Here is an 18,228-nt window from a genome sequence, read left to right as displayed (position 1 = left end):
CACTAGATGGCCAGGGGGAAAGACTATACAGTTTCTCTCGATGTTGGCACCAACACACTGAAAGGCGTGGTGGTCAGTAGGGAACAGACGGGACAAATGGTTTTGGAGGCCTATGGGAGCGTTAAGACCGTGGGACTCGACAAGGGCGAAGTGAAGGATGCTGTTGCCCTAAAGCAATCGATACAAAAGCTTATTGAAGAACTTACTGGACAAATGGGAAAGAAGGATGTCGAAGCAGACTTCAGAATTAGTTTCACTGACGGCGACTATTCGGTTTTTTCCGAAAATATTGAGGAGATTCTTTCCGAAGAGAAGCAGGTTATGGTTACTGAGAAGACTATACAGAACCTCATTAGTCGTCTCAAGACCGAGAAAATGAAGACCGGTAACACCAACATACACAGGAGTTATATCAGAAAATACATACTTGATGCCGACAAAGTGGTTTTCAATCCTGTAGAGATGTACGCTCGAAAACTCGATGTGGAAATGGTCTTCGTATCAAGTGAAGGGAAATCCGTCGAGATCTTCCGCAGACTATTTGAAGAACTTTTCGGCCGCGGGGACTTCCTGATATCTCCAGCACTGATATCGGCTTCAGAAGCGGTTTTAACAGATACCGAAAAGCAACACGGTGTCGTCTGTGTGGTTCTTGGGCACAGTTTTTCCGAGATAGTGATATACAAGGAAAATCTCCCGGTCTATATATCTCGAATACCCCTCGGGATAAGACATATAGTTCTAGACGTGGCTAGAGTGCTTGGAACTTCGGTCGACGAGGCCGAAAGACTGCTCGTGAATTACGGCCACTGCAGTATGTATCCACCCGATCCCGAAGATGTAGTAGAATACTTCGGACTCGATGAAAGAACGAGAAAGAACGTCTCTGTCAGGAGACTCTCGACAGTCATATATGCAAGAGTGAAAGAACTGTTGAATAAGATCAGAAAGGAAATTCAGCTTTTTGTGATAAATAATCCCGAGTACTCTGAAGAGAGGATTCCTGGTGGAGTGGTCTTCACCGGTGGCGGTTCGAAATTGAGAGGGCTAACCGATGTTGGGGTTGAATCTCTGAAAATGCCTGTAAGGATCGGAACCTACGAAACCAGTTTCAATCGACGTATAGAGAACAGCCACGATGTCTCCAACGATCCGATATTCAGCTCCTGTCTTGGCAATCTCGTATCCCCCGAAGAAGTACAGGGAGAGATCTTGGAAAGTGCAGTCGAAAGACCTAAAAAAGGTTTTGGATCATTCATAAAATCCCTCTTCTTTGGAGGTGTCGATGATGAGCTTTGAGCTTGACACGGGTAAGAAAAGCAAGACAGAAATCCGGCTTCCTTCCATAAAGGTAATAGGGGTAGGAGGTGCCGGCGGAAACGCCGTTAACAGAATGATTTCTGAAGGAATACATGGAGTCACTTTTATAGCAGCCAACACCGATATCCAGGTTCTAGAAAGCAACAAAGCCGAACTGAAGATCCAGCTAGGCACCGAACTCACAAGGGGTCTGGGGGCCGGTGGAAATCCAAATGTTGGAGAGCGAGCCGCCGAGGAGAGTGTCGATGAGATAGGAACTTTCCTCGAAGACACGGATCTGCTTTTTATAACAGCAGGAATGGGCGGCGGTACAGGTACCGGAGCAGCGCCGATCGTGGCGTCGATCGCCAGAGAAATGGGAATATTAACGGTTGCTGTCGTCACAACGCCTTTCTTCTTCGAAGGTAACACCAGACTGAGGACCGGACATGAGGGTTTGAGAAAGCTGAAGAACTCGGTGGACACCCTGATCAGAATATCCAACAACAAACTTCTCCAGGAGCTCCCTCCGAACACTTCGATCGTTGATGCCTTTGCCAAGGCCGACGAGACGCTTCACCATGGAATCAAAGGTATCTCCGAGTTGATAACTAAAAGAGGTTACATTAATCTCGATTTCGCCGATGTAGAATCGGTTCTCAGAAACGCAGGAACCGCGATGCTCGGTATCGGTGTCGGTTCGGGAGAGAGAAGGGCCGAAGAGGCTGCCAGAAGAGCCTTGGAAAGCAGACTCCTCGAAAAGCCGATCGACAACGCCACAGGTATCATCCTGAACGTCTCGGCCAAGAATATCACGCTCAGAGAGATGAACATAGCCGCGGCGATAGTCAGGCAGAACTGCAGTGAAGACGCCGATGTCAAACTGGGTTTGATCGTCGATCCCGAAATGAGCAACGATGAATTGAACATAACTCTAATAGCCGCAGGCCTGGAACTGGACGAAGGAGAGCTCATGGGAGACGCTTCCGACATCCCGGCTATTTACAGATTTGGACTGGATATCAACGAGGAGGAATAGTCATTGAAGGTCTATAAAAGGCTCGGGGAGATGCTCGTCGAACACGGTCTCCTGAGTGAAGACGATCTTAAGCAGGCCGTCGCTATCCAAAAAAAAGTCGGGAAACCCCTCGGAGAGACTCTGGTAGGAATGGGAGTGATCTCCTGGGAGGATATCTACGGTGCCCTTTCGAGGCAGTACGGTCTCAAGGTCCTTGAAGAGGTTCCCAACTTGCTCTCTCCGGAGATTCTCCGGATGATTCCCAAGCCTGTTGCCGATAGACTCAAAGTTATTCCCATAGAATACCTGCCGGAAACAAACACGATAAGGGTCGTCACGACCGATGTTCTGAAAGTTCCGCAGATAGACAGGGAACTTTCGTTTTTGACCGGAAGTCGTGTGAATACGTTGCTCGTTCCTCCACCTATCTTCGACGCCCTCTACAAGTCTTCTTACGAAGAATCAGCTTCCAGCGAGATCATAGAGCATACTTTCAACATAGAGGACTCCGAGATCGGAATAGATGAAGAAAAAGTCCAGGATAGCGAAGACACACCGGTCGCGAAATTCATAAACTCCCTTCTAGACAACGGTATAAGGAGCGATGCCAGTGACGTTCATCTAGAACCTTACGAAAAGATGGCTGTAGCCCGGCTCAGGATAGACGGTGTTCTTAGGAAAGTGTTGAGTTATCCGAGAAAAGCCCATAATTCAGTAGTATCTAGAATCAAAGTCATGTGCAATATGGATATCTCCGATAGAAGATTCCCTCAGGATGGAAAGTTTTACATAAGACGCGGTGGCGAACAATTTGACCTTAGAGTCTCCACCATGCCTACCATCTTCGGAGAGAAGGTAGTTTTAAGGATTTTAAGGGTTTCAAACGCAAAGAAAAGACTCGAAGACCTCGGGCTCTCCGATTACAACAGAGAACGTTTTGAAAGCATCATATACTCTCCTTATGGCATAATACTGGTCTCGGGACCGACTGGAAGCGGTAAATCAACCACGCTTGTGGCGGTCTTGAACCAGGTCACTTCCGACAAGGTCAACGTACTAACTGCCGAAGACCCCGTCGAGTACACGATCGAGGGTATCGCTCAATGCCAGGTCAACTCGGAGATAGGTCTGACTTTCGCCCGGTATTTAAGATCATTCCTCAGGCAAGATCCGGACATCATAATGGTAGGAGAGATCCGTGACAGAGAAACGGCCCAGCTGGCAATCGAAGCCTCGCTCACCGGTCATCTCGTCTTCTCGACGATACACACAAACAGCGCTTCGGGAGCCGTGGCTAGACTCGTTAATATAGGAGTCGATCCCTTCCTACTTGGCACCTCGCTTATCGGCGTTGTCGGTCAGAGGCTGGTGAGAAAGCTTTGTAACAACTGTAAAATAAAGATTCCGATGAGGGAGGAAGTTAAGAGAGTAGCGAGTCAAATATATCCCAACAGAGATGATTTCGTCGAATACATTCCGGGAAACGGCTGCCCAGAATGCCGCGGAATGGGTTACCGTGGAAGAACCGGTATCCACGAGGTTCTCATTGTGGATAACAAGTTGAGACAGCTCATTGCCGAAAACGCGTCGGAAAGAGAGATCTCCGCGGTTGCAATTTCCGGTGGTATGAGAACGCTCTACACCGATGGAGTCCAGAAAGTTATAGACGGAGTGACTTCGATCGAGGAGATAAAGAGAGTCGCCATAGAAATCTGATTCGGTTACACTCTATACTCACGCATACTCAAACATAATCGAATAAGATTCGAATATTCGGCTTTTATCGCCGTTAGCCGATAATTGCCCAAATAGCCTGGCCCTGATTTCGATGGTAGGATTTTAAATGGAGGAATACAAGAAAATCGAACAGGGAGGTTATTTATGGCATACAGAGTGCTTGTATGGGGTCTTGGTGCCATGGGAAGTGGCATCGCGAAAAACGTTCTAAGAAAGAAAGAGCTCCAGTTGGTAGGTGCCATCGAGAGAGATCCATCGAAGATCGACAGGGATCTCGGTGAAGTTCTAGGTCTGGAAAGAAGTGGTCGCAGAGTTTACTCCGAACCGGAAAAGGCGATTCTGGAGACGAGGCCCGACATAGTTATAATTGCAACGAACTCCTTCGTTAACGAAGTTATGCCGAAAATAGAACTAGCGGCGAAGAATAACGTAAACGTACTTACCATTGCGGAGGAAATGGCTTATCCTTACGAGTCAAATCCCGAAGAGTCTAAAATTCTGGAAAACCTCGCTTGTAAATACGGAATCTCCATACTTGGAACGGGAATTAATCCTGGTTTCGTTCTAGATTTTCTGATAATAGCCATGACCGGGGCCTGTCTCAAAATCGATAGAATAAAAGCCAGCAGGATAAATGACCTCTCGCCTTTTGGCAAGACCGTCATGGAGACCCAAGGCGTGGGAACCACTCCAGAGGAGTTCAAACGAGGTCTAGAAAAGGGAGAGATAGTGGGACACATAGGCTTTCAGCAATCGATAGCTATGATAGGCAACGCCGTCGGCTGGAGAATCGACAGAATCGAGGAAACCAGAGAACCGATAATCTCAATTACAGAACGCAAAACTGCTGTTGCCCACGTAAAGCCTGGTATGGTAGCGGGTTGCAGGCATACAGGCAGAGGTTTCTGCGGTGACGAATTGAAGATAGAGCTTATACATCCGCAACAGATACTGCCTGCGATAGAGGGTATCGAAACCGGCGACTATATAGATATCTACGGTGAGCCCGATATACATCTTTCGATAAAACCGGAGATACCCGGCGGAAAGGGTACCATAGCGCTGGCGACCAATATGATACCGGAAGTAATAAACGCAGCACCTGGATTACTTAACATGAGTGAATTGCCCGTTCCAAAATGCTTGATGGACGACATTAAGGAGATCTAGAAATGACGGCTAGAAGAGGACAGTGGGTGCAGATTCACAGCATTTTATTGAAAGCTGGAGAGCGTGCTCCATCAGCTCCTTCCGATACCGCAAACGTTCCACTGGAATTGAGAGTCAGGGGTTTTTTACAGGATGAGGTGGCTTCCATCGGTCAGGTCGTCAGGATTCGAACGGCTGCCGGAAGAACGCTGGAAGGAACTCTCGAGATAATAGAACCGCGACATGTACACGATTTTGGCGATTATATCCCCGAACTTTCTCAGGCCGGTGACGAATTGACCGCCTGGCTGGCCGGTGGTGATGAAAATGAGTATGAGTTATGAATCGGTGATGTCAAGAAAGACTGAAATCATGCGGGCTTCGATAGGTATCGAATACGACAAATATGAGCTAGAAGGTATCGGATTCGACTACGAAGGTTTGATGAGCGACACTGTTTACCATATGGAAGAAATAACTGCTATACAGCGTGAAACAGGCGTTGGAAATACCCCTCTGGTCGAGCTCAAGAACATTACAAGATTAGTGAGGGAAATCAGCGAACCGGGTAAGGGTGCCAGGATCTTTCTCAAGGACGAGGCTGCCAACCCCTCTGGAAGTTTCAAAGACAGGAGGGCTTCTATAAGCGTCGCCAGGGCTAAGGAGCTCGGTTACAGAGGTGTAATCGCGGCGACCAGCGGCAACTACGGGGCGGCTGTCGCTTCGCAGGCAATGAAGAGGGGTCTCAAATGCATAGTCATTCAAGAGTGTTACGACAGCACCGGTACCGGTCAACCCGAGATACTGGAGAAGGCCAGGGCCTGCGAGGCCTATGGCGCCGAGGTTGCTCAGCTCACTGTAGGTCCCGAACTCTTCTATTACTTTTTGATCCTGCTTGAAGAGACAGGGTATTTCAATGCCTCGCTTTACACACCCTTTGCGATAGCCGGAATCGAGTCGCTCGGCTTCGAAATAGCCCAGCAGTCCAGAAGAGTGATCGGCAAAGATCCCGACTTCGTTCTCGCGACACACGCCGGCGGAGGAAATCTCACCGGAACTGCCAGGGGCTTGATCAAGGCTGGGGCCGATAAAACCGGCGTGATAGGTGTGAGCGTAGATCTATCAGGTCTTCACATGGCCAGCGACAGAGATTTCAACAGGAAATCCTTCACTACAGGACACACCGGGTTCGGAATACCTTTCGCCGTCTTCCCTGACAGGAGCGATGTACCCAGAAATGCCGCAAGACCTCTCAGATATATGGACCGTTATCTGTTGGTCAAGCAGGGAGAAGTCTTCTACGTCACAGAAATGCTGGCACGTCTAGAAGGTCTCCAGAGGGGGCCGGCCGGGAACACCAGTTTGACCGCTGCGATAGCGCTGGCCAAAGAACTGCCGAAAGACTCAACCATAGTGGTTCAGGAAACGGAGTACACCGGCGCGGGAAAGGCTCCATCGGCCCAGTTGACCTTTGCGAGGAAAAACGGTGTGAAAGTAATCAGGGGCGATCCCTTAACTGACGATGTACCGGGCAAAGTGATCGCAATTCCGGAAAATCCCTCACAGATAATGTACACAGAACTTGGACTGGATAGACTGAGAGAGTCCTATATAAGAGAGCTGATCAAACGTCAGATACTCCCCTCGGAAAGAGACCTGGATTATCTTGCACAGGAACTCAGACTCACAACTGATGAGACGGCTCGGCTCATAAAGGAGGTAAGTCGGTAATGGCAATACAGCGACCTGATGATTTCGACCGGAGAAGTGAACATTTACAGCGTCTAAACGACGAGCAGCTCGACAGACTGTTCTGGGAACTGGCCGGAAAGATAGTCGATCCTCTCGTCGAACTCGCAAGAACGCACACAAGCCCTTCGATCGAACGTTCGGTACTCCTGAGAATGGGGATGGACAGCTTTCAAGCCGGGGCGATCGTTTCAAAAGCCTTGGAACTGGGTCTGCTAGGAAAAGGAGCTGGTCACTTGGTATTGAGATACTCTCAATACACTGGTAAAAGCGTAGAAGAATCCGCGAAAGAACTTGCCCAAGGCCGGGGCTGGGAAGAGCTTATCGAGATTTTCAAGAGGAGGAAGGAAAATGCTGTTGCCGAATGAAAAATTGAGAGTCGAAGAGATCCTGAAGGACCTTGAAAAATACTCTCCGCGAAGAAAAGGCTGGGCATGGCGAAAGCAACTTCCTGCTGGCACACGAGTCGATGGCTTCACCTACAATCAAATCAGCGAACCTCTGAAAAACGGTATAGGACTCCCTGCGGCACATTATTTCGAAAATATCGATCCCCAGCCCGATCCGGTGATCACCTCGGAAATCGCTTCAGGACGCTTCGAGGACGACATTCGAAGAATGAGGATGGCTGCCTGGCATGGGGCTGATCACATAATGGTTATAAGAACGCTCGGTCAGAGCCACATAGATGGTTTGATCGAGGGAACGCCCGAGGGAATCGGAGGCATCCCGATCACCAGAAAACAGCTTCGGGCGACCCGAAAGGCACTCGATATTATCGAAGACGAAGTGGGCCGTCCGATAAACTTCCACTCTTACGTCAGCGGTGTGGCCGGTCCAGAGATAGCCGTTCTCTTCGCCGAAGAGGGAGTCAACGGTGCCCACCAGGACCCCCAGTACAATGTTCTCTACAGGGGAATCAACCCCATAAGATCTTTTGTGGACGCGGCCGTAGCGAAGAAGATCATGGCCAGTGTCGATATGCTCCAAATCGATGGAGCGCACAACGCGAATGCCTCTTCAAAGAGTGCCTGGAAAGTCATGCCGGAACTTCTAGTCCAGCATGCCATAAATTGCGCCTTCTCGATCAGAGTCGGAATGAAAAAGGATCTGATCGCCCTCTCAACGGTGCCGCCAGTTACGGCTCCGGCCCCGGAATTCAGACTGAACTTCATTTATGCACTGACGTTGAGAGAACTCTTTAAAGAATATCGTTTCAGAGCCCAGATGAACACCCGTTACATTGAATCGGACCTTCTGGACGCGACACGTATCCATGTTCTGGATACACTGATATCTCGTCTGACCAAAGCCGATATACAATCCACGATAACCCCCGATGAAGGCAGAAACGTGCCCTGGCACATAAACTCAATAAGGGGTATAGAAACAGCGAAACATACTCTTCTGGCCCTGGATGGTATAAAGGACCTCGTAAAGGTAAATGAAGAGGCTGTAAGACCTCAGATAAGAGAAATGAAGATGCGAGCCATCCTTATGATGGAGGAGATAATAGAATCGGGAGGCTACTTCGAAGCCGTAGAGCAAGGCTTCTTCGTTGACAACGGACAGTACCCCGAACGAAATGGAGACGGGATAGCCAGGATGAAAGAAGGCGGCATCGGAGCCGGTACCGTCGTGGCAAGAGAGGATGATTATTACGCGCCCGTCTGCGAACACTTTGGGTATAATAACATACCAGAGGGCTTGAATAGACCCGATGAACCGATAGGTATGTGTACTCTAGAAGATAGGAGTAAGATCAAGTATATAGATGAGCTAGACGAAAGTGACAATGTGAATCTGAGAATCACTACGCAGCTTGAGGATAGAAAGGCCGGGCTGATAGGACCGGAAGTGGAATGGTGGAGTGACGGTTGGGTACAGTTAGATCTCACAATACCAGACGATCTGGATCATGCAGAGGCCGCGGCTCTGGAAATTGCAAGAAGAATGGGTCTGCAGGAGGCTACTGTAATAAGCAAGACCGTTCTTCACCCGGTCGAAGGAACGTACCTAGAACTGAAAGCCAGAGTGCCTTTCAAAATTGAAAGAGAAAGCCTGGAATTGCCAAAAAAGCCCGACCTGTTGGAGCCAGAAGAGATAAACGGCTACCTGAAAGAGGTTCCCATGAAAGTGGTAGCCGGTACCGTCGGAAACGATGAGCACTCGGTTGGCATAAGGGAGATACTCGATATCAAACATGGCGGCATAGAGAAATATGGTTTTAAATACACATATCTCGGTACGAGTGTGAATCCTGAGAAGTTTATCGATGCGGCCATTGAGACTGGAGCCGACGCCATACTAGTCTCCACTATAATCACCCACAACGATGTTCACATTGATAATATGAAGAAGATTTCGGAGCTCTCGATCGAGAAGGGTGTTAGGGACAAACTCATACTCGTCTCGGGAGGTACGCAAATAACCAATGAACTGGCCGTAGAATGCGGCATGGATGCAGGCTTTGGCAGAGGAACCAAGGGAATACATGTTGCATCTTTCCTGGTTAAAAAAAAGAGAGAGATGAGGAAAGCGGATACAGGTGTAAGTTAAAAAGAACGTAGGAAGAGCGGTTCTTAGTTTCGATGATGTGTGTCCAGGTTCCTGATAAGACTGGGGGTCAGAGGGTAGAGGTGTGAAGAGCGTGAAGATCTTGACTTTCTAACCTCTGACCCGTTACCCCTAGTCTCTGTTGCGGTTACTTAGAGAGGAGGAAACGGACGAGAAGGACGAGATAGCAAGTAGCACTATTGGATGACAGTCTTACTCCCTTTCCGTCATGCGGGTATCATTGGTCATCCTTGATTTGCCCGCCTCCTCTTCTTCTAATTATTTTTTGTGATTCTCCTGTCTCCGGCTGCCTGGGGTTTTCTTTGCCTGCCGGTTTTTGTGCAGCCCGTCCTGCATCAGAAGCTGTCTGATCCTCTCCGATATTTACAGTTCTGGTCCCCATGGTTGCGCCTGTCGTTTCCTGTTTCTTTTTTAGCTCACGTTGTATCTTTCGGTTGTTGATTTCATTCTGTCTGCTGCGTAGAGATTCGAGTTTCGACATCAATTGATGAATATAGTTTTTTTCCGAATACTTGAGTTCTATGCTGGTCAGATCCCATTCGACTTCGAATTCTTTCCTAGCCTTCTCCAGTGATTCGAGATATTCCCTTTGTAGTGTATCGAAGCGCCTGACTTCGTCTGGTCTGCTCCCCTAAAACGAGACAAAGTAAATGATAGACTTACTAAGGGAGGCGAACCAAAATGAAAGGGAAAAAGTACTCAATCGAGAAGATAATCCAGATCCTCTCGGAAGCAAAGATGACCTCAGTGACTGCCGTTTGCAGAAAGTACAACATATGCACAAGCACATACTATCGCTGGCAAGACAACTACAGCGGTCTATCTTCAAATCAGGCAAAAGAAATGGCTGTCCTCAAGGAGGAGAACGAATCCCTAAGAAAGCTTGTAGTTGAGAAGGAGCTGGAAAACCAGGCTCTCAGGGAGTTCATTAAAAAAAACGAGTCTTGAGAGATGCGGTGATGTTCTTGAAGGAGTTCGGTTTGCCAGCCAGGGTCATCTGTGAAGGCTTCTCAATATCCAAGGCCAAGCTCTACAGGTTGCTGGCCCCTTCAAAGATAGATCCATTATCATCCACAATGGCGGCGATCGCTTACAAACACCCGGAGTATGGTTACAGAAGGATTCACGTTCTCCTCAAGAGAGAAGGCATTAAGGTCAATCACAAGAAGGTCTACAGGATCTGCTCGCAGCTCTCTCTGCAGAAACCAGTCAAAGCCTCGAGAAAGCTCAAGTGCAGCAAACCTATACATCTCGCCACTCCAGAGTATCCGGCTCATGTATGGTCCGCTGACTTCCTTGAGTTGTACCTGAGAGGTAGAAAGCTCAGAATCCTTATTGTGATCGACGATTTCTCAAGGCTCGTCGTTGGAACACTGGTAGATTTCTCCATCCCCGCATCCAGAGTGTTGCTGGTCATTGAAAAGTCAATAGCCCTCTATTCAAGACCAAGAATCTTCAGAACTGACAATGGCTCCGAGTTCAAAGAGTGGAGACTTAACAGGTTCCTCTCCAATGCCAGGATAAGGCATGAATTCATAGAGAAGGGCAAGCCACAACAGAATGGCTTCAGCGAGTCATTCAACGCCAGATTCGAGGATGAATGCCTCAGAATGCTCGATCTCAACCTAATGCCCTTGAAAGAGATTAAGCAGGCTATCTATGGCTGGATCAAAGAGTATAATTGTCAAAGACCACATTCGAGCATCGCTTATGAAACACCGATCAGATTCCATATTCTCAGTTACTGATTCGCGAGTGATGATTCACTGTGAATCATCACTATTGAGACACTCTTTATGCAACTCTTTCTCTTTATACTTGTCTCACTTTTGGGGGCATATCACGTCCGCAATCGCTTCCAATTCAATATCTTCCTCTTCGATGTCCAGTGTCTCCAGTTTTTCTTCCACTTCTATCATTCTTTTATGAAGATCGTTGTATCTCCTTTCATCGAATGAACTTATTTTGCTTAAAGAAGGAACCTTCTCAGAGTTCACCGACTTAGCCCAGCTGGGTCTTTGGAGTTTTTCACCATCATCTTGAGGCTTGAGTTTCTCCATATCGCTTTTAATTCTCTCAAGCTGATCTAGCAATGGCTTTCTCCTGTACTCGAACATCGTCAGTCTGTTTCTTACAAAAGATTTGTAGTTAAGATCCGGAGATCTGTTTCTCATAGCTCTTCTCATCCTCCTCCATTCTCGTAAAGTATAATTATATACATTTGGCTGGCCATTCCACACCTTTGAATAGTGTCGTATAGAAATATCCGGAATATATGAACCACATATAATTCATACTAACAGAATTAAGCACAGGTCGAAGAATTGAACAGCAATTGATTCCTCTCATAGTTTATACCGCTGCGTGGAAGAACGATCAAATTTTGGAGTCTCTTTTGAAGCAATGGAAATAGGCATCTACCAAATCACTGTCGAATCTGCTGGAATTGTCGCTTATTTCTTTCAGGGTCATTCCTGCGCCGTGTTCTACACTGTGGGTTTTGTAATGGCTCATCGCGGCGAATACTTTGGCAATCCCCATAATCTTTTCTTTAAGACTTATATGGGATCCCCTGAACCCAAGGGTTTAACCGAAGATTTATCTGAGAAAACATCTCGCATAATGATCTTCGTCGATCTTCTTCATTACCGGCATCTCCAGAGAACAAATATCGCTTGCGAAAGGACATCTGGGATGAAAACGACAACCATCTGGAGGATCGATCAGCGACGGAATATCTCCACTCGTAATTAGCTTCTTCCGCTTCAACCCAATCTCTGGAGAGGGGGCAGCCGTTTTTAACAGTTTTGTGTATGGATGAAAAGAGTCGTTAATAATCTTTTCGGCCGTGCCAATCTCCATGATCATGCCCGCGTACATGACTATTATTCTGTCGCTCATATAGCGGGCACCGGCAAGATCGTGGGTTATGTATATGAAGGATACACCGTGACTTTCTTTAAGGTAAAGCATCATATTCATAATACTCATTCTGTTCGAAACATCGAGCATCGAAGTAGGTTCGTCGGCCAGAATCAGTTCAGGCTCGACAGCGAAGGCCCTTGCAATATTTACCCTTTGCCTTTGTCCTCCAGATAGTTCATGGGGAAACTTTCTGGTGAACTGTTCAGGAGGTTCAAGACCAACCTGGGTGAGTATCTCATCTATCCTGTCTTTTACGTCTTTTCTCTTGCTGGCGATTTTGTGAATCAGGAAAGGTCGCTCCAATATTCCTTCGACAGTTCGTGTTGGGTTGAGAGCTCCAAAGGGATCCTGAAAAATCATCTGGACTTTTTTGTGGTATCTCAATTCATCTTCGCGCGACATATTTTTGCTTATTTCTCTGCCTTCGAAGGTTACGCTGCCGGAAGTTTGTTTGTAAATTCTGGCTATAACATTTGCCGTGGTGGTCTTTCCACTCCCCGATTCTCCAACTATCGCTAGAACTTCTCCCCTTTTTAGAGAGAAAGAGATCTCATCCATGGCATGTACATACTTACCGCCTCTTCTGAGGGAGTTTACCGGAAAATGTTTCGAAACTCTTTCAAGAAGCAGTATGTCGTTATTCATGGCTTATCAACTCCTTCGTGAAGAAAACAGGCAACGCTATGATTTTCACCTTTATTTTCCAGCGATGGATAAGACTTTCTACAGATGCTCATAGCTTGAGGACAGCGCGGGCTGAATCTGCAGCCTTCAGGCGGATCGAGCAGATTCGGTGGCTTTCCCTCAATACCTCCCATTCTGCTTATCTTACCGGTGAGAGAGGGGAAAGAGTTCATAAGCCCAATTGTATATGGGTGCAAAGGATGATTGAAAAGAGCCTGGGCGGAACCGTACTCTACTATCTTTCCTGCATACATAATGGCCAAAGTATCGCTGATCTCTACTAAAAGAGAGAGGTCATGAGTGATAAATATCACCGAAAAGCCCAGCGCATTCCTGAGCTCCTGTATCTTTTCAATTATCGTACGTTGCACAACAACATCCAGTGCCGTCGTCGGTTCGTCCATTATGACGAGTGTGGGATTAAGAATAAGGGCCATCGCTATCATGACTCTCTGTTTCATTCCCCCCGACAACTGGTGAGGATATGAATTGAATCTGTCTTGAGAGATATCGACCAGTTTGAGCACTTCGATTGCCTTATCATGCGCCTCGCTCTGTGTCACTTCACTGTGTGCATGTACCGCATCGGTAAGTTGTTCTCCGATGGAAAGAACGGGATTTAGGGCATTCATTGCCGACTGAAAGACCATCGATATATCGACCCAGCGAATCTTTTTCATCTCATTGTCTTTAAGTCTAGCAAGATCCCTTCCCTTGAAGATTATTTCACCACTTTCTATTTTGGCGTTATCTTTGAGAAGCCTCATAATGGCAAAGGCTAATGTGGATTTGCCGCACCCCGATTCACCAGCTATTCCTAGAAAACCGCCTTTTTCGAGATCAAAAGAGACATCGTCCACAGCGTGAACGAAACCGCTTTTCATCTTGTAACCGGCCACAAGCTTTTTGCATTGCAGTATCGGCGTCACATCGTATTTATCCATTGAAATCATCTCTTTCTAAGTTTTGGATTGGAGATTTCGTCAATGGCAAAATTCATTAGGGCGAAAGACGTACCGATCAGGGCTATACAAATGCCCGGAGGAAGGAACCACCACCATGCACCCGACAAAAGCGCTCCACTGTTCTGAGCCCAGTACAGGATTGTACCCCAGCTTACCACCGATACGTTGCCAAGTCCAAGGAACTCGAGCGTAGCCTCTCCCATGATGGCAGCCATAGTCGACGAAAAAAAAGAGGCCATTACCAGGGAGATCATATTCGGAAGTATCTCCTTGAAGACAATATAAAGAGGCCTTTCACCTAAGTTTCTAGCCACTTTCACGAAGTCTCTGTTCTTGAGGCTCACTACCTGCGAGCGAAGTATCCTCGTAGGCCAGGGCCAGCTGGTTAAACCCAGAATTAGAACGATCGGAATCACACCCTTTACGGTTATATAAGCGGCGATAACTATCATAAGGGGAAGGCTCGGAATAACCAGAAAAACGTTCGTGAAAAGAGATATAACATCGTCCACTATACCCCCGAAGTAGCCTGCCGCAAGTGCCAGCGACAATGCAAGAAACGTTGTAAAAAGCCCCGTCACCAGTCCGACCGTAAGCGTGATTCTTGTTCCGTAAACCATCTGAGAAAAGAGATCCTGACCTGCTTTCGTGGTTCCCAGCAAATGTTGATTGGAAGGCTTGGCGTTCAGTGGTAGCCTGGTTGTGACTTTTTCATATGTTGTTGTGATCGACTGAGTATAGACCCTTCTTTCTGTCAATTCGTCGATCTGTTCTCTTTCAATAGTTGTAGTTCTGCCGATTTCTTCGTTCACTATCTTCATTACATCGACCTTGTTCGTCTTTGGATCGTAAGGTGCAATGATCGGTGCGAAGATCGCCACTCCGGAGAAAAAGATAAGTATAATTAGCCCCAATAATGCCTTTCTATTCTCTATGAAGAGAGAAAAAGTATCCTTCAACATCACTTACCACCATCCCGGACACGGGGATCGAGAATCAGGATCGCGATATCTGCGATGAAGTTAGCCAGTAGGACAGCTACCGAAATAAAGAGAAAGATCGCCTGCATAAGCGGATAATCCTTACTTTGAACGGCTTGATAAAGCATCAGTCCTACTCCCGGATAAGAAAAAACCATTTCCGTTAGCAAACCCCCACCGACAACAAACCCCAGGGACATGGCAAAGCCTGTAATAGATGGAAGTATTGCATTCTTTGCTGCGTACAAAGTTTTGATCCTTCGAAGAGGAAGTCCCTTGGCTTGAGCAACAGTAATGTACTCCTCGGCAAGTACATTAATCATATTGTTCCTCATCGTCAGTATCCAGGCTCCCATAGATGAGATCACTATGGTCAGAGCCGGAAGTATGGCGTGCCTAAAAACCGACAAAAAGAATTCCATTGTTCCTCTCTGAAGCTGCGGAGTATAGGCGCTACCCAGCGGGAATATCGGCAGCTTGAAAGCCAGAAAGTAAATTAGCAGTAATCCTAGCCAAAAGTAGGGAAAGGAACGCACGAAAATGAAAAGCCCGACAGTGAAGGAGGCAAGCCTCGTGTTTCGTTTCCAGGCTACGCCTATTCCAATCACAGTACCCAGAAAGAAACTTATTATCGTTGCGGTGCCCATTAGTCCAACTGTCCAGGGAATGGCTATCTGCAAAACTCTCCAGACCGGTGTCGGAAACCTGGAAATAGAGATTCCAAGATCACCCTTCAGAAGATTTAAAAGATACTTCCCATATTGAAGTATCATAGGGTCGGAAGAGTCAACACCAAAGGCGACCCTTATAGCTTCAAGAGATTCCAATGGAATACCCTGCATTTTGTCCATCAGATCCTGTGCGGGATCGCCCGGCATCATCCTGGGAATAAAAAAATTGAGCGTGACTGCCACAAGCAAAGCAAAAAACAACAATCCGATCTTTCTAGCGAAGTAAGCCACGTTTATCCAGAAAGCCCTTTTTCATTTTGGAAAGCGGACCTCCTTACCTCCTCTCGCACTTAAGAATGAAACTTGCGGGCGAGAACGCCCGCAAGTTTACTTTAGAAGAGTTATCTCAGATGGATAGAAAGCATGATAGGCATCTTGTCCATACCGGTCGGTCTCGGCTCTGCATAAGGATTTTCGGCGCTAGGCCAGCCTATGAAGTTTCGGGTACTGTATTCGAACCATACCGGGTTGAAGAACATAGGTACGGAAGGAAGATCTCTTAGAAAGATACTTATAACCTCTTCCATTATCTCATCCTGAGCCTGAGGATCGGTCAACTTTTTATAGCTGTCGAGGAGTTCGTCGATTCTATCGTTTTTGTAACGCATCCCGTAATAGTTACCGGCATTTTCACCGATCGGGGCCCAGTGTTTGGAATGTACCCAGTTGTCAAACTGATAATAAGGACTTGTGCCGGTGACGGATATTCCAAAGAGCATTTCGTAATTACCATTGAATATCATGTCTTTGTAAGGAGATGGCCAGGCAGCCAGAGTAACGATAGCCTCAATTCCGATCTCTTTCAGCTGTCTTGACACTTCTTCTGCTCCCATGATCCAGTCGGTCCATCCCGTTGGAACATAAAGATTTAGAGAAAGGGCTTTGCCATTCTTCTCATAGATGCCGTTTCTGCCAAGTTTATATCCTTCTTTCTCTATAAGATACCTTGCATAATCAGGATCGTATTCGATGCCGTATTCATCTAGACCCTTTTTTGCAAGCCTGAGATAACTCGCCTTCACCCCTGCTAAAGAAGCCGGCACTGCTCCGCTAGCCATTATTCTGGTTATCTCCACCGGATCAATTGCTGCAGCCACTGCTGCCCTCAAGTTATAGTTATCGAAAGGCCACTTAAGGTTGTTGAGGTTCAAGAAGACCAGGTTTCCTTCGGGCAGCCAATACTTGAAATGTTCGGGATCAGCCTTGACGAAGACTTCATCGATGTTGGCTACGAAATAACCGGCCCAATCAAATTCGCCTCTGGCGAGTCTGAGAGGCACTTGTTCGTTGGTGGTGGTAAGCGTGAGGACTTCGTCTATGTAAGGAAGAGGTTTGCCATCTTCGCCGATCTGCCAGTAATTTGGATTTCTAACCACAATGAACGACTGCTCACTGAAGGAACCTTCCTTCAGTATGAATGGTCCTGTGCCTACGGGAATTCCCTCTCCTATCCAAGTAAGGGGATCTTCGACTTTCGACCAGATATGTTCTGGAACTATGAAGACACTGGAAAACCTCTGGATAATAGTCGTGTTGACATCAGAGAAGGTAAATGTAACAGTCATCGGCTTATCCGAGCGAACGCCCGTGATACCCGTTGACCAGAGGCTTGCGACATCGAGCGCCCTGTTTTCTTTTCCCAATCCAACTGTGAAGAGAACATCTTTCTCAGTGAAAGGTGTTCCATCGTTCCAAAAGACGTTTTCTCTCAGATTGAAAGTCAGTTCAAGCAGGTCTTCTGACCACTGATAGCTTTCTGCAAGCCAGTTCATGATCCTTCCCGTCATAGGATTGAAGTAGATAAGGGTTTCATAGAAACCTCCAATCGCTATCTCATTGGTATTTGGCGAGAAGGGATTGAAATTCTCGATTAGAATTCCCTGCTTCATAGAGGTAATTCTGAGAGTACCTCCTCTTTTGACATCTGTCGCAAATACTGTTACAGATAACAACAGCGAAACGATGAAAAGAATTACAAAAGCCTTTTTCATAAATCTTCTCCCCCTTTACAGGTAGTTGTACAAATAAAATTATAGATAATAGTCAATACAATTCCAAAGACAATTATAGCTTTCTATAACCAGCTACAGCTAATTATGACAGTAAGAACTCCCATTAGGCGGGTTTTATATGAAAATACATTTATACAAACTTTCACAGATACACACAGCTTACCTGAAGTACTCCTATCATGCCAGCTTATTACGTCACTAAAGGCGATCTGGTATTTCGAACCTTCATTTCTCTTATCCGTGATCTCTGAACTCTGCTATTACATAGGTAATTTCAAAAGGACGGTGAACGTTTCCTGGAATTATTTCGCATAATTAAACATATATGCAATTTAAAGAAAATATAATCGGTACACAGCATCCTGAACTTTGATTCCTTTCTCGCTGTCTTAAATATTGGGG

General features: G+C 46.8%; 17 protein-coding genes. 10 read left to right on the top strand and 7 right to left on the bottom strand.

Annotated features, from left to right (window positions below):
• The first annotated feature begins 6 nt into the window (after positions 1 to 6).
• The 10 genes from ftsA to MESINF_RS10840 all read left to right on the top strand — a co-directional run bounded on the left by ftsA (position 7) and on the right by MESINF_RS10840 (position 11,277).
• A complete protein-coding gene (gene ftsA, locus MESINF_RS10885) occupies positions 7 to 1,299 on the top strand; it encodes a cell division protein FtsA (RefSeq protein ID WP_169699842.1) in 1,293 nt (430 codons plus the stop codon).
• Positions 1,286 to 2,338: a cell division protein FtsZ gene (gene ftsZ / locus MESINF_RS10880; RefSeq protein ID WP_197712668.1), complete on the top strand. Its 1,053-nt coding sequence runs from the start codon at positions 1,286 to 1,288 to the stop codon at positions 2,336 to 2,338. The genes ftsA and ftsZ overlap by 14 nt, the downstream gene beginning before the upstream one ends.
• Before the next feature lie 30 nt (positions 2,339 to 2,368).
• The gene (locus tag MESINF_RS10875; RefSeq protein ID WP_169701034.1) at positions 2,369 to 4,033 is read left to right on the top strand and encodes a GspE/PulE family protein; all 1,665 of its coding nucleotides are present in this window, start codon (positions 2,369 to 2,371) and stop codon (positions 4,031 to 4,033) included.
• A 165-nt stretch (positions 4,034 to 4,198) separates the two neighbouring features.
• The gene (gene ord / locus MESINF_RS10870; RefSeq protein ID WP_169699841.1) at positions 4,199 to 5,224 is read left to right on the top strand and encodes a 2,4-diaminopentanoate dehydrogenase; all 1,026 of its coding nucleotides are present in this window, start codon (positions 4,199 to 4,201) and stop codon (positions 5,222 to 5,224) included.
• Positions 5,225 to 5,226: 2 nt separating this feature from the next.
• Positions 5,227 to 5,547, top strand: a complete 321-nt coding sequence (gene ortA / locus MESINF_RS10865) for a 2-amino-4-oxopentanoate thiolase subunit OrtA (RefSeq protein WP_169699840.1) — start codon at positions 5,227 to 5,229, stop codon at positions 5,545 to 5,547.
• Positions 5,525 to 6,934, top strand: a complete 1,410-nt coding sequence (gene ortB, locus MESINF_RS10860; protein WP_169699839.1) for a 2-amino-4-oxopentanoate thiolase subunit OrtB — start codon at positions 5,525 to 5,527, stop codon at positions 6,932 to 6,934. Before ortA ends, ortB begins: the two co-directional genes overlap by 23 nt.
• Complete coding sequence (locus MESINF_RS10855) at positions 6,934 to 7,320, top strand: ornithine aminomutase subunit alpha (protein WP_169699838.1); 387 nt, start codon at positions 6,934 to 6,936, stop codon at positions 7,318 to 7,320. The genes ortB and MESINF_RS10855 overlap by 1 nt, the downstream gene beginning before the upstream one ends.
• Positions 7,304 to 9,511 carry a D-ornithine 4,5-aminomutase subunit OraE gene (oraE, locus tag MESINF_RS10850; protein WP_169699837.1) on the top strand — a complete coding sequence of 736 codons (2,208 nt, stop codon included), beginning with the start codon at positions 7,304 to 7,306 and terminating at the stop codon, positions 9,509 to 9,511. The genes MESINF_RS10855 and oraE overlap by 17 nt, the downstream gene beginning before the upstream one ends.
• Before the next feature lie 699 nt (positions 9,512 to 10,210).
• Positions 10,211 to 10,477 (top strand): transposase, encoded by a 267-nt coding sequence (locus tag MESINF_RS10845; RefSeq protein WP_169697945.1) that lies wholly within the window; start codon positions 10,211 to 10,213, stop codon positions 10,475 to 10,477.
• 11 nt (positions 10,478 to 10,488) lie between these two features.
• Positions 10,489 to 11,277 carry an IS3 family transposase gene (locus MESINF_RS10840; RefSeq protein WP_169699836.1) on the top strand — a complete coding sequence of 263 codons (789 nt, stop codon included), beginning with the start codon at positions 10,489 to 10,491 and terminating at the stop codon, positions 11,275 to 11,277.
• A gap of 75 nt (positions 11,278 to 11,352) precedes the next feature.
• Here MESINF_RS10840 and MESINF_RS10835 read toward each other — a convergent pair whose 3' ends face one another.
• The 7 genes from MESINF_RS10835 to MESINF_RS10805 all read right to left on the bottom strand — a co-directional run bounded on the left by MESINF_RS10835 (position 11,353) and on the right by MESINF_RS10805 (position 17,805).
• Positions 11,353 to 11,703, bottom strand: a complete 351-nt coding sequence (locus MESINF_RS10835; RefSeq protein WP_169699835.1) for a hypothetical protein — start codon at positions 11,701 to 11,703, stop codon at positions 11,353 to 11,355.
• A gap of 202 nt (positions 11,704 to 11,905) precedes the next feature.
• Positions 11,906 to 12,070, bottom strand: a complete 165-nt coding sequence (locus MESINF_RS10830) for a hypothetical protein (protein ID WP_169699834.1) — start codon at positions 12,068 to 12,070, stop codon at positions 11,906 to 11,908.
• A 57-nt stretch (positions 12,071 to 12,127) separates the two neighbouring features.
• On the bottom strand, positions 12,128 to 13,099 hold the full coding sequence (locus MESINF_RS10825; protein ID WP_169699833.1) for an oligopeptide/dipeptide ABC transporter ATP-binding protein: 972 nt from the start codon (positions 13,097 to 13,099) through the stop codon (positions 12,128 to 12,130).
• Positions 13,096 to 14,082 (bottom strand): ABC transporter ATP-binding protein, encoded by a 987-nt coding sequence (locus MESINF_RS10820; protein WP_169699832.1) that lies wholly within the window; start codon positions 14,080 to 14,082, stop codon positions 13,096 to 13,098. The genes MESINF_RS10825 and MESINF_RS10820 overlap by 4 nt, the downstream gene beginning before the upstream one ends.
• 5 nt (positions 14,083 to 14,087) lie before the next feature.
• On the bottom strand, positions 14,088 to 15,065 hold the full coding sequence (locus tag MESINF_RS10815) for an ABC transporter permease (RefSeq protein WP_169699831.1): 978 nt from the start codon (positions 15,063 to 15,065) through the stop codon (positions 14,088 to 14,090).
• A complete protein-coding gene (locus tag MESINF_RS10810; protein ID WP_169699830.1) occupies positions 15,065 to 16,045 on the bottom strand; it encodes an ABC transporter permease in 981 nt (326 codons plus the stop codon). The genes MESINF_RS10815 and MESINF_RS10810 overlap by 1 nt, the downstream gene beginning before the upstream one ends.
• A 110-nt stretch (positions 16,046 to 16,155) precedes the next feature.
• Entirely contained in the window at positions 16,156 to 17,805 is a 1,650-nt protein-coding gene (locus MESINF_RS10805; RefSeq protein WP_169699829.1) for an ABC transporter substrate-binding protein, read from the bottom strand.
• Between the last annotated feature and the right edge of the window lie 423 nt (positions 17,806 to 18,228).

Origin of the sequence: Mesotoga infera (genome assembly GCF_900157305.1) — a bacterium.
Taxonomy (GTDB): domain Bacteria; phylum Thermotogota; class Thermotogae; order Petrotogales; family Kosmotogaceae; genus Mesotoga; species Mesotoga infera.
This window is presented reverse-complemented; position numbering and strand designations above follow the sequence as displayed.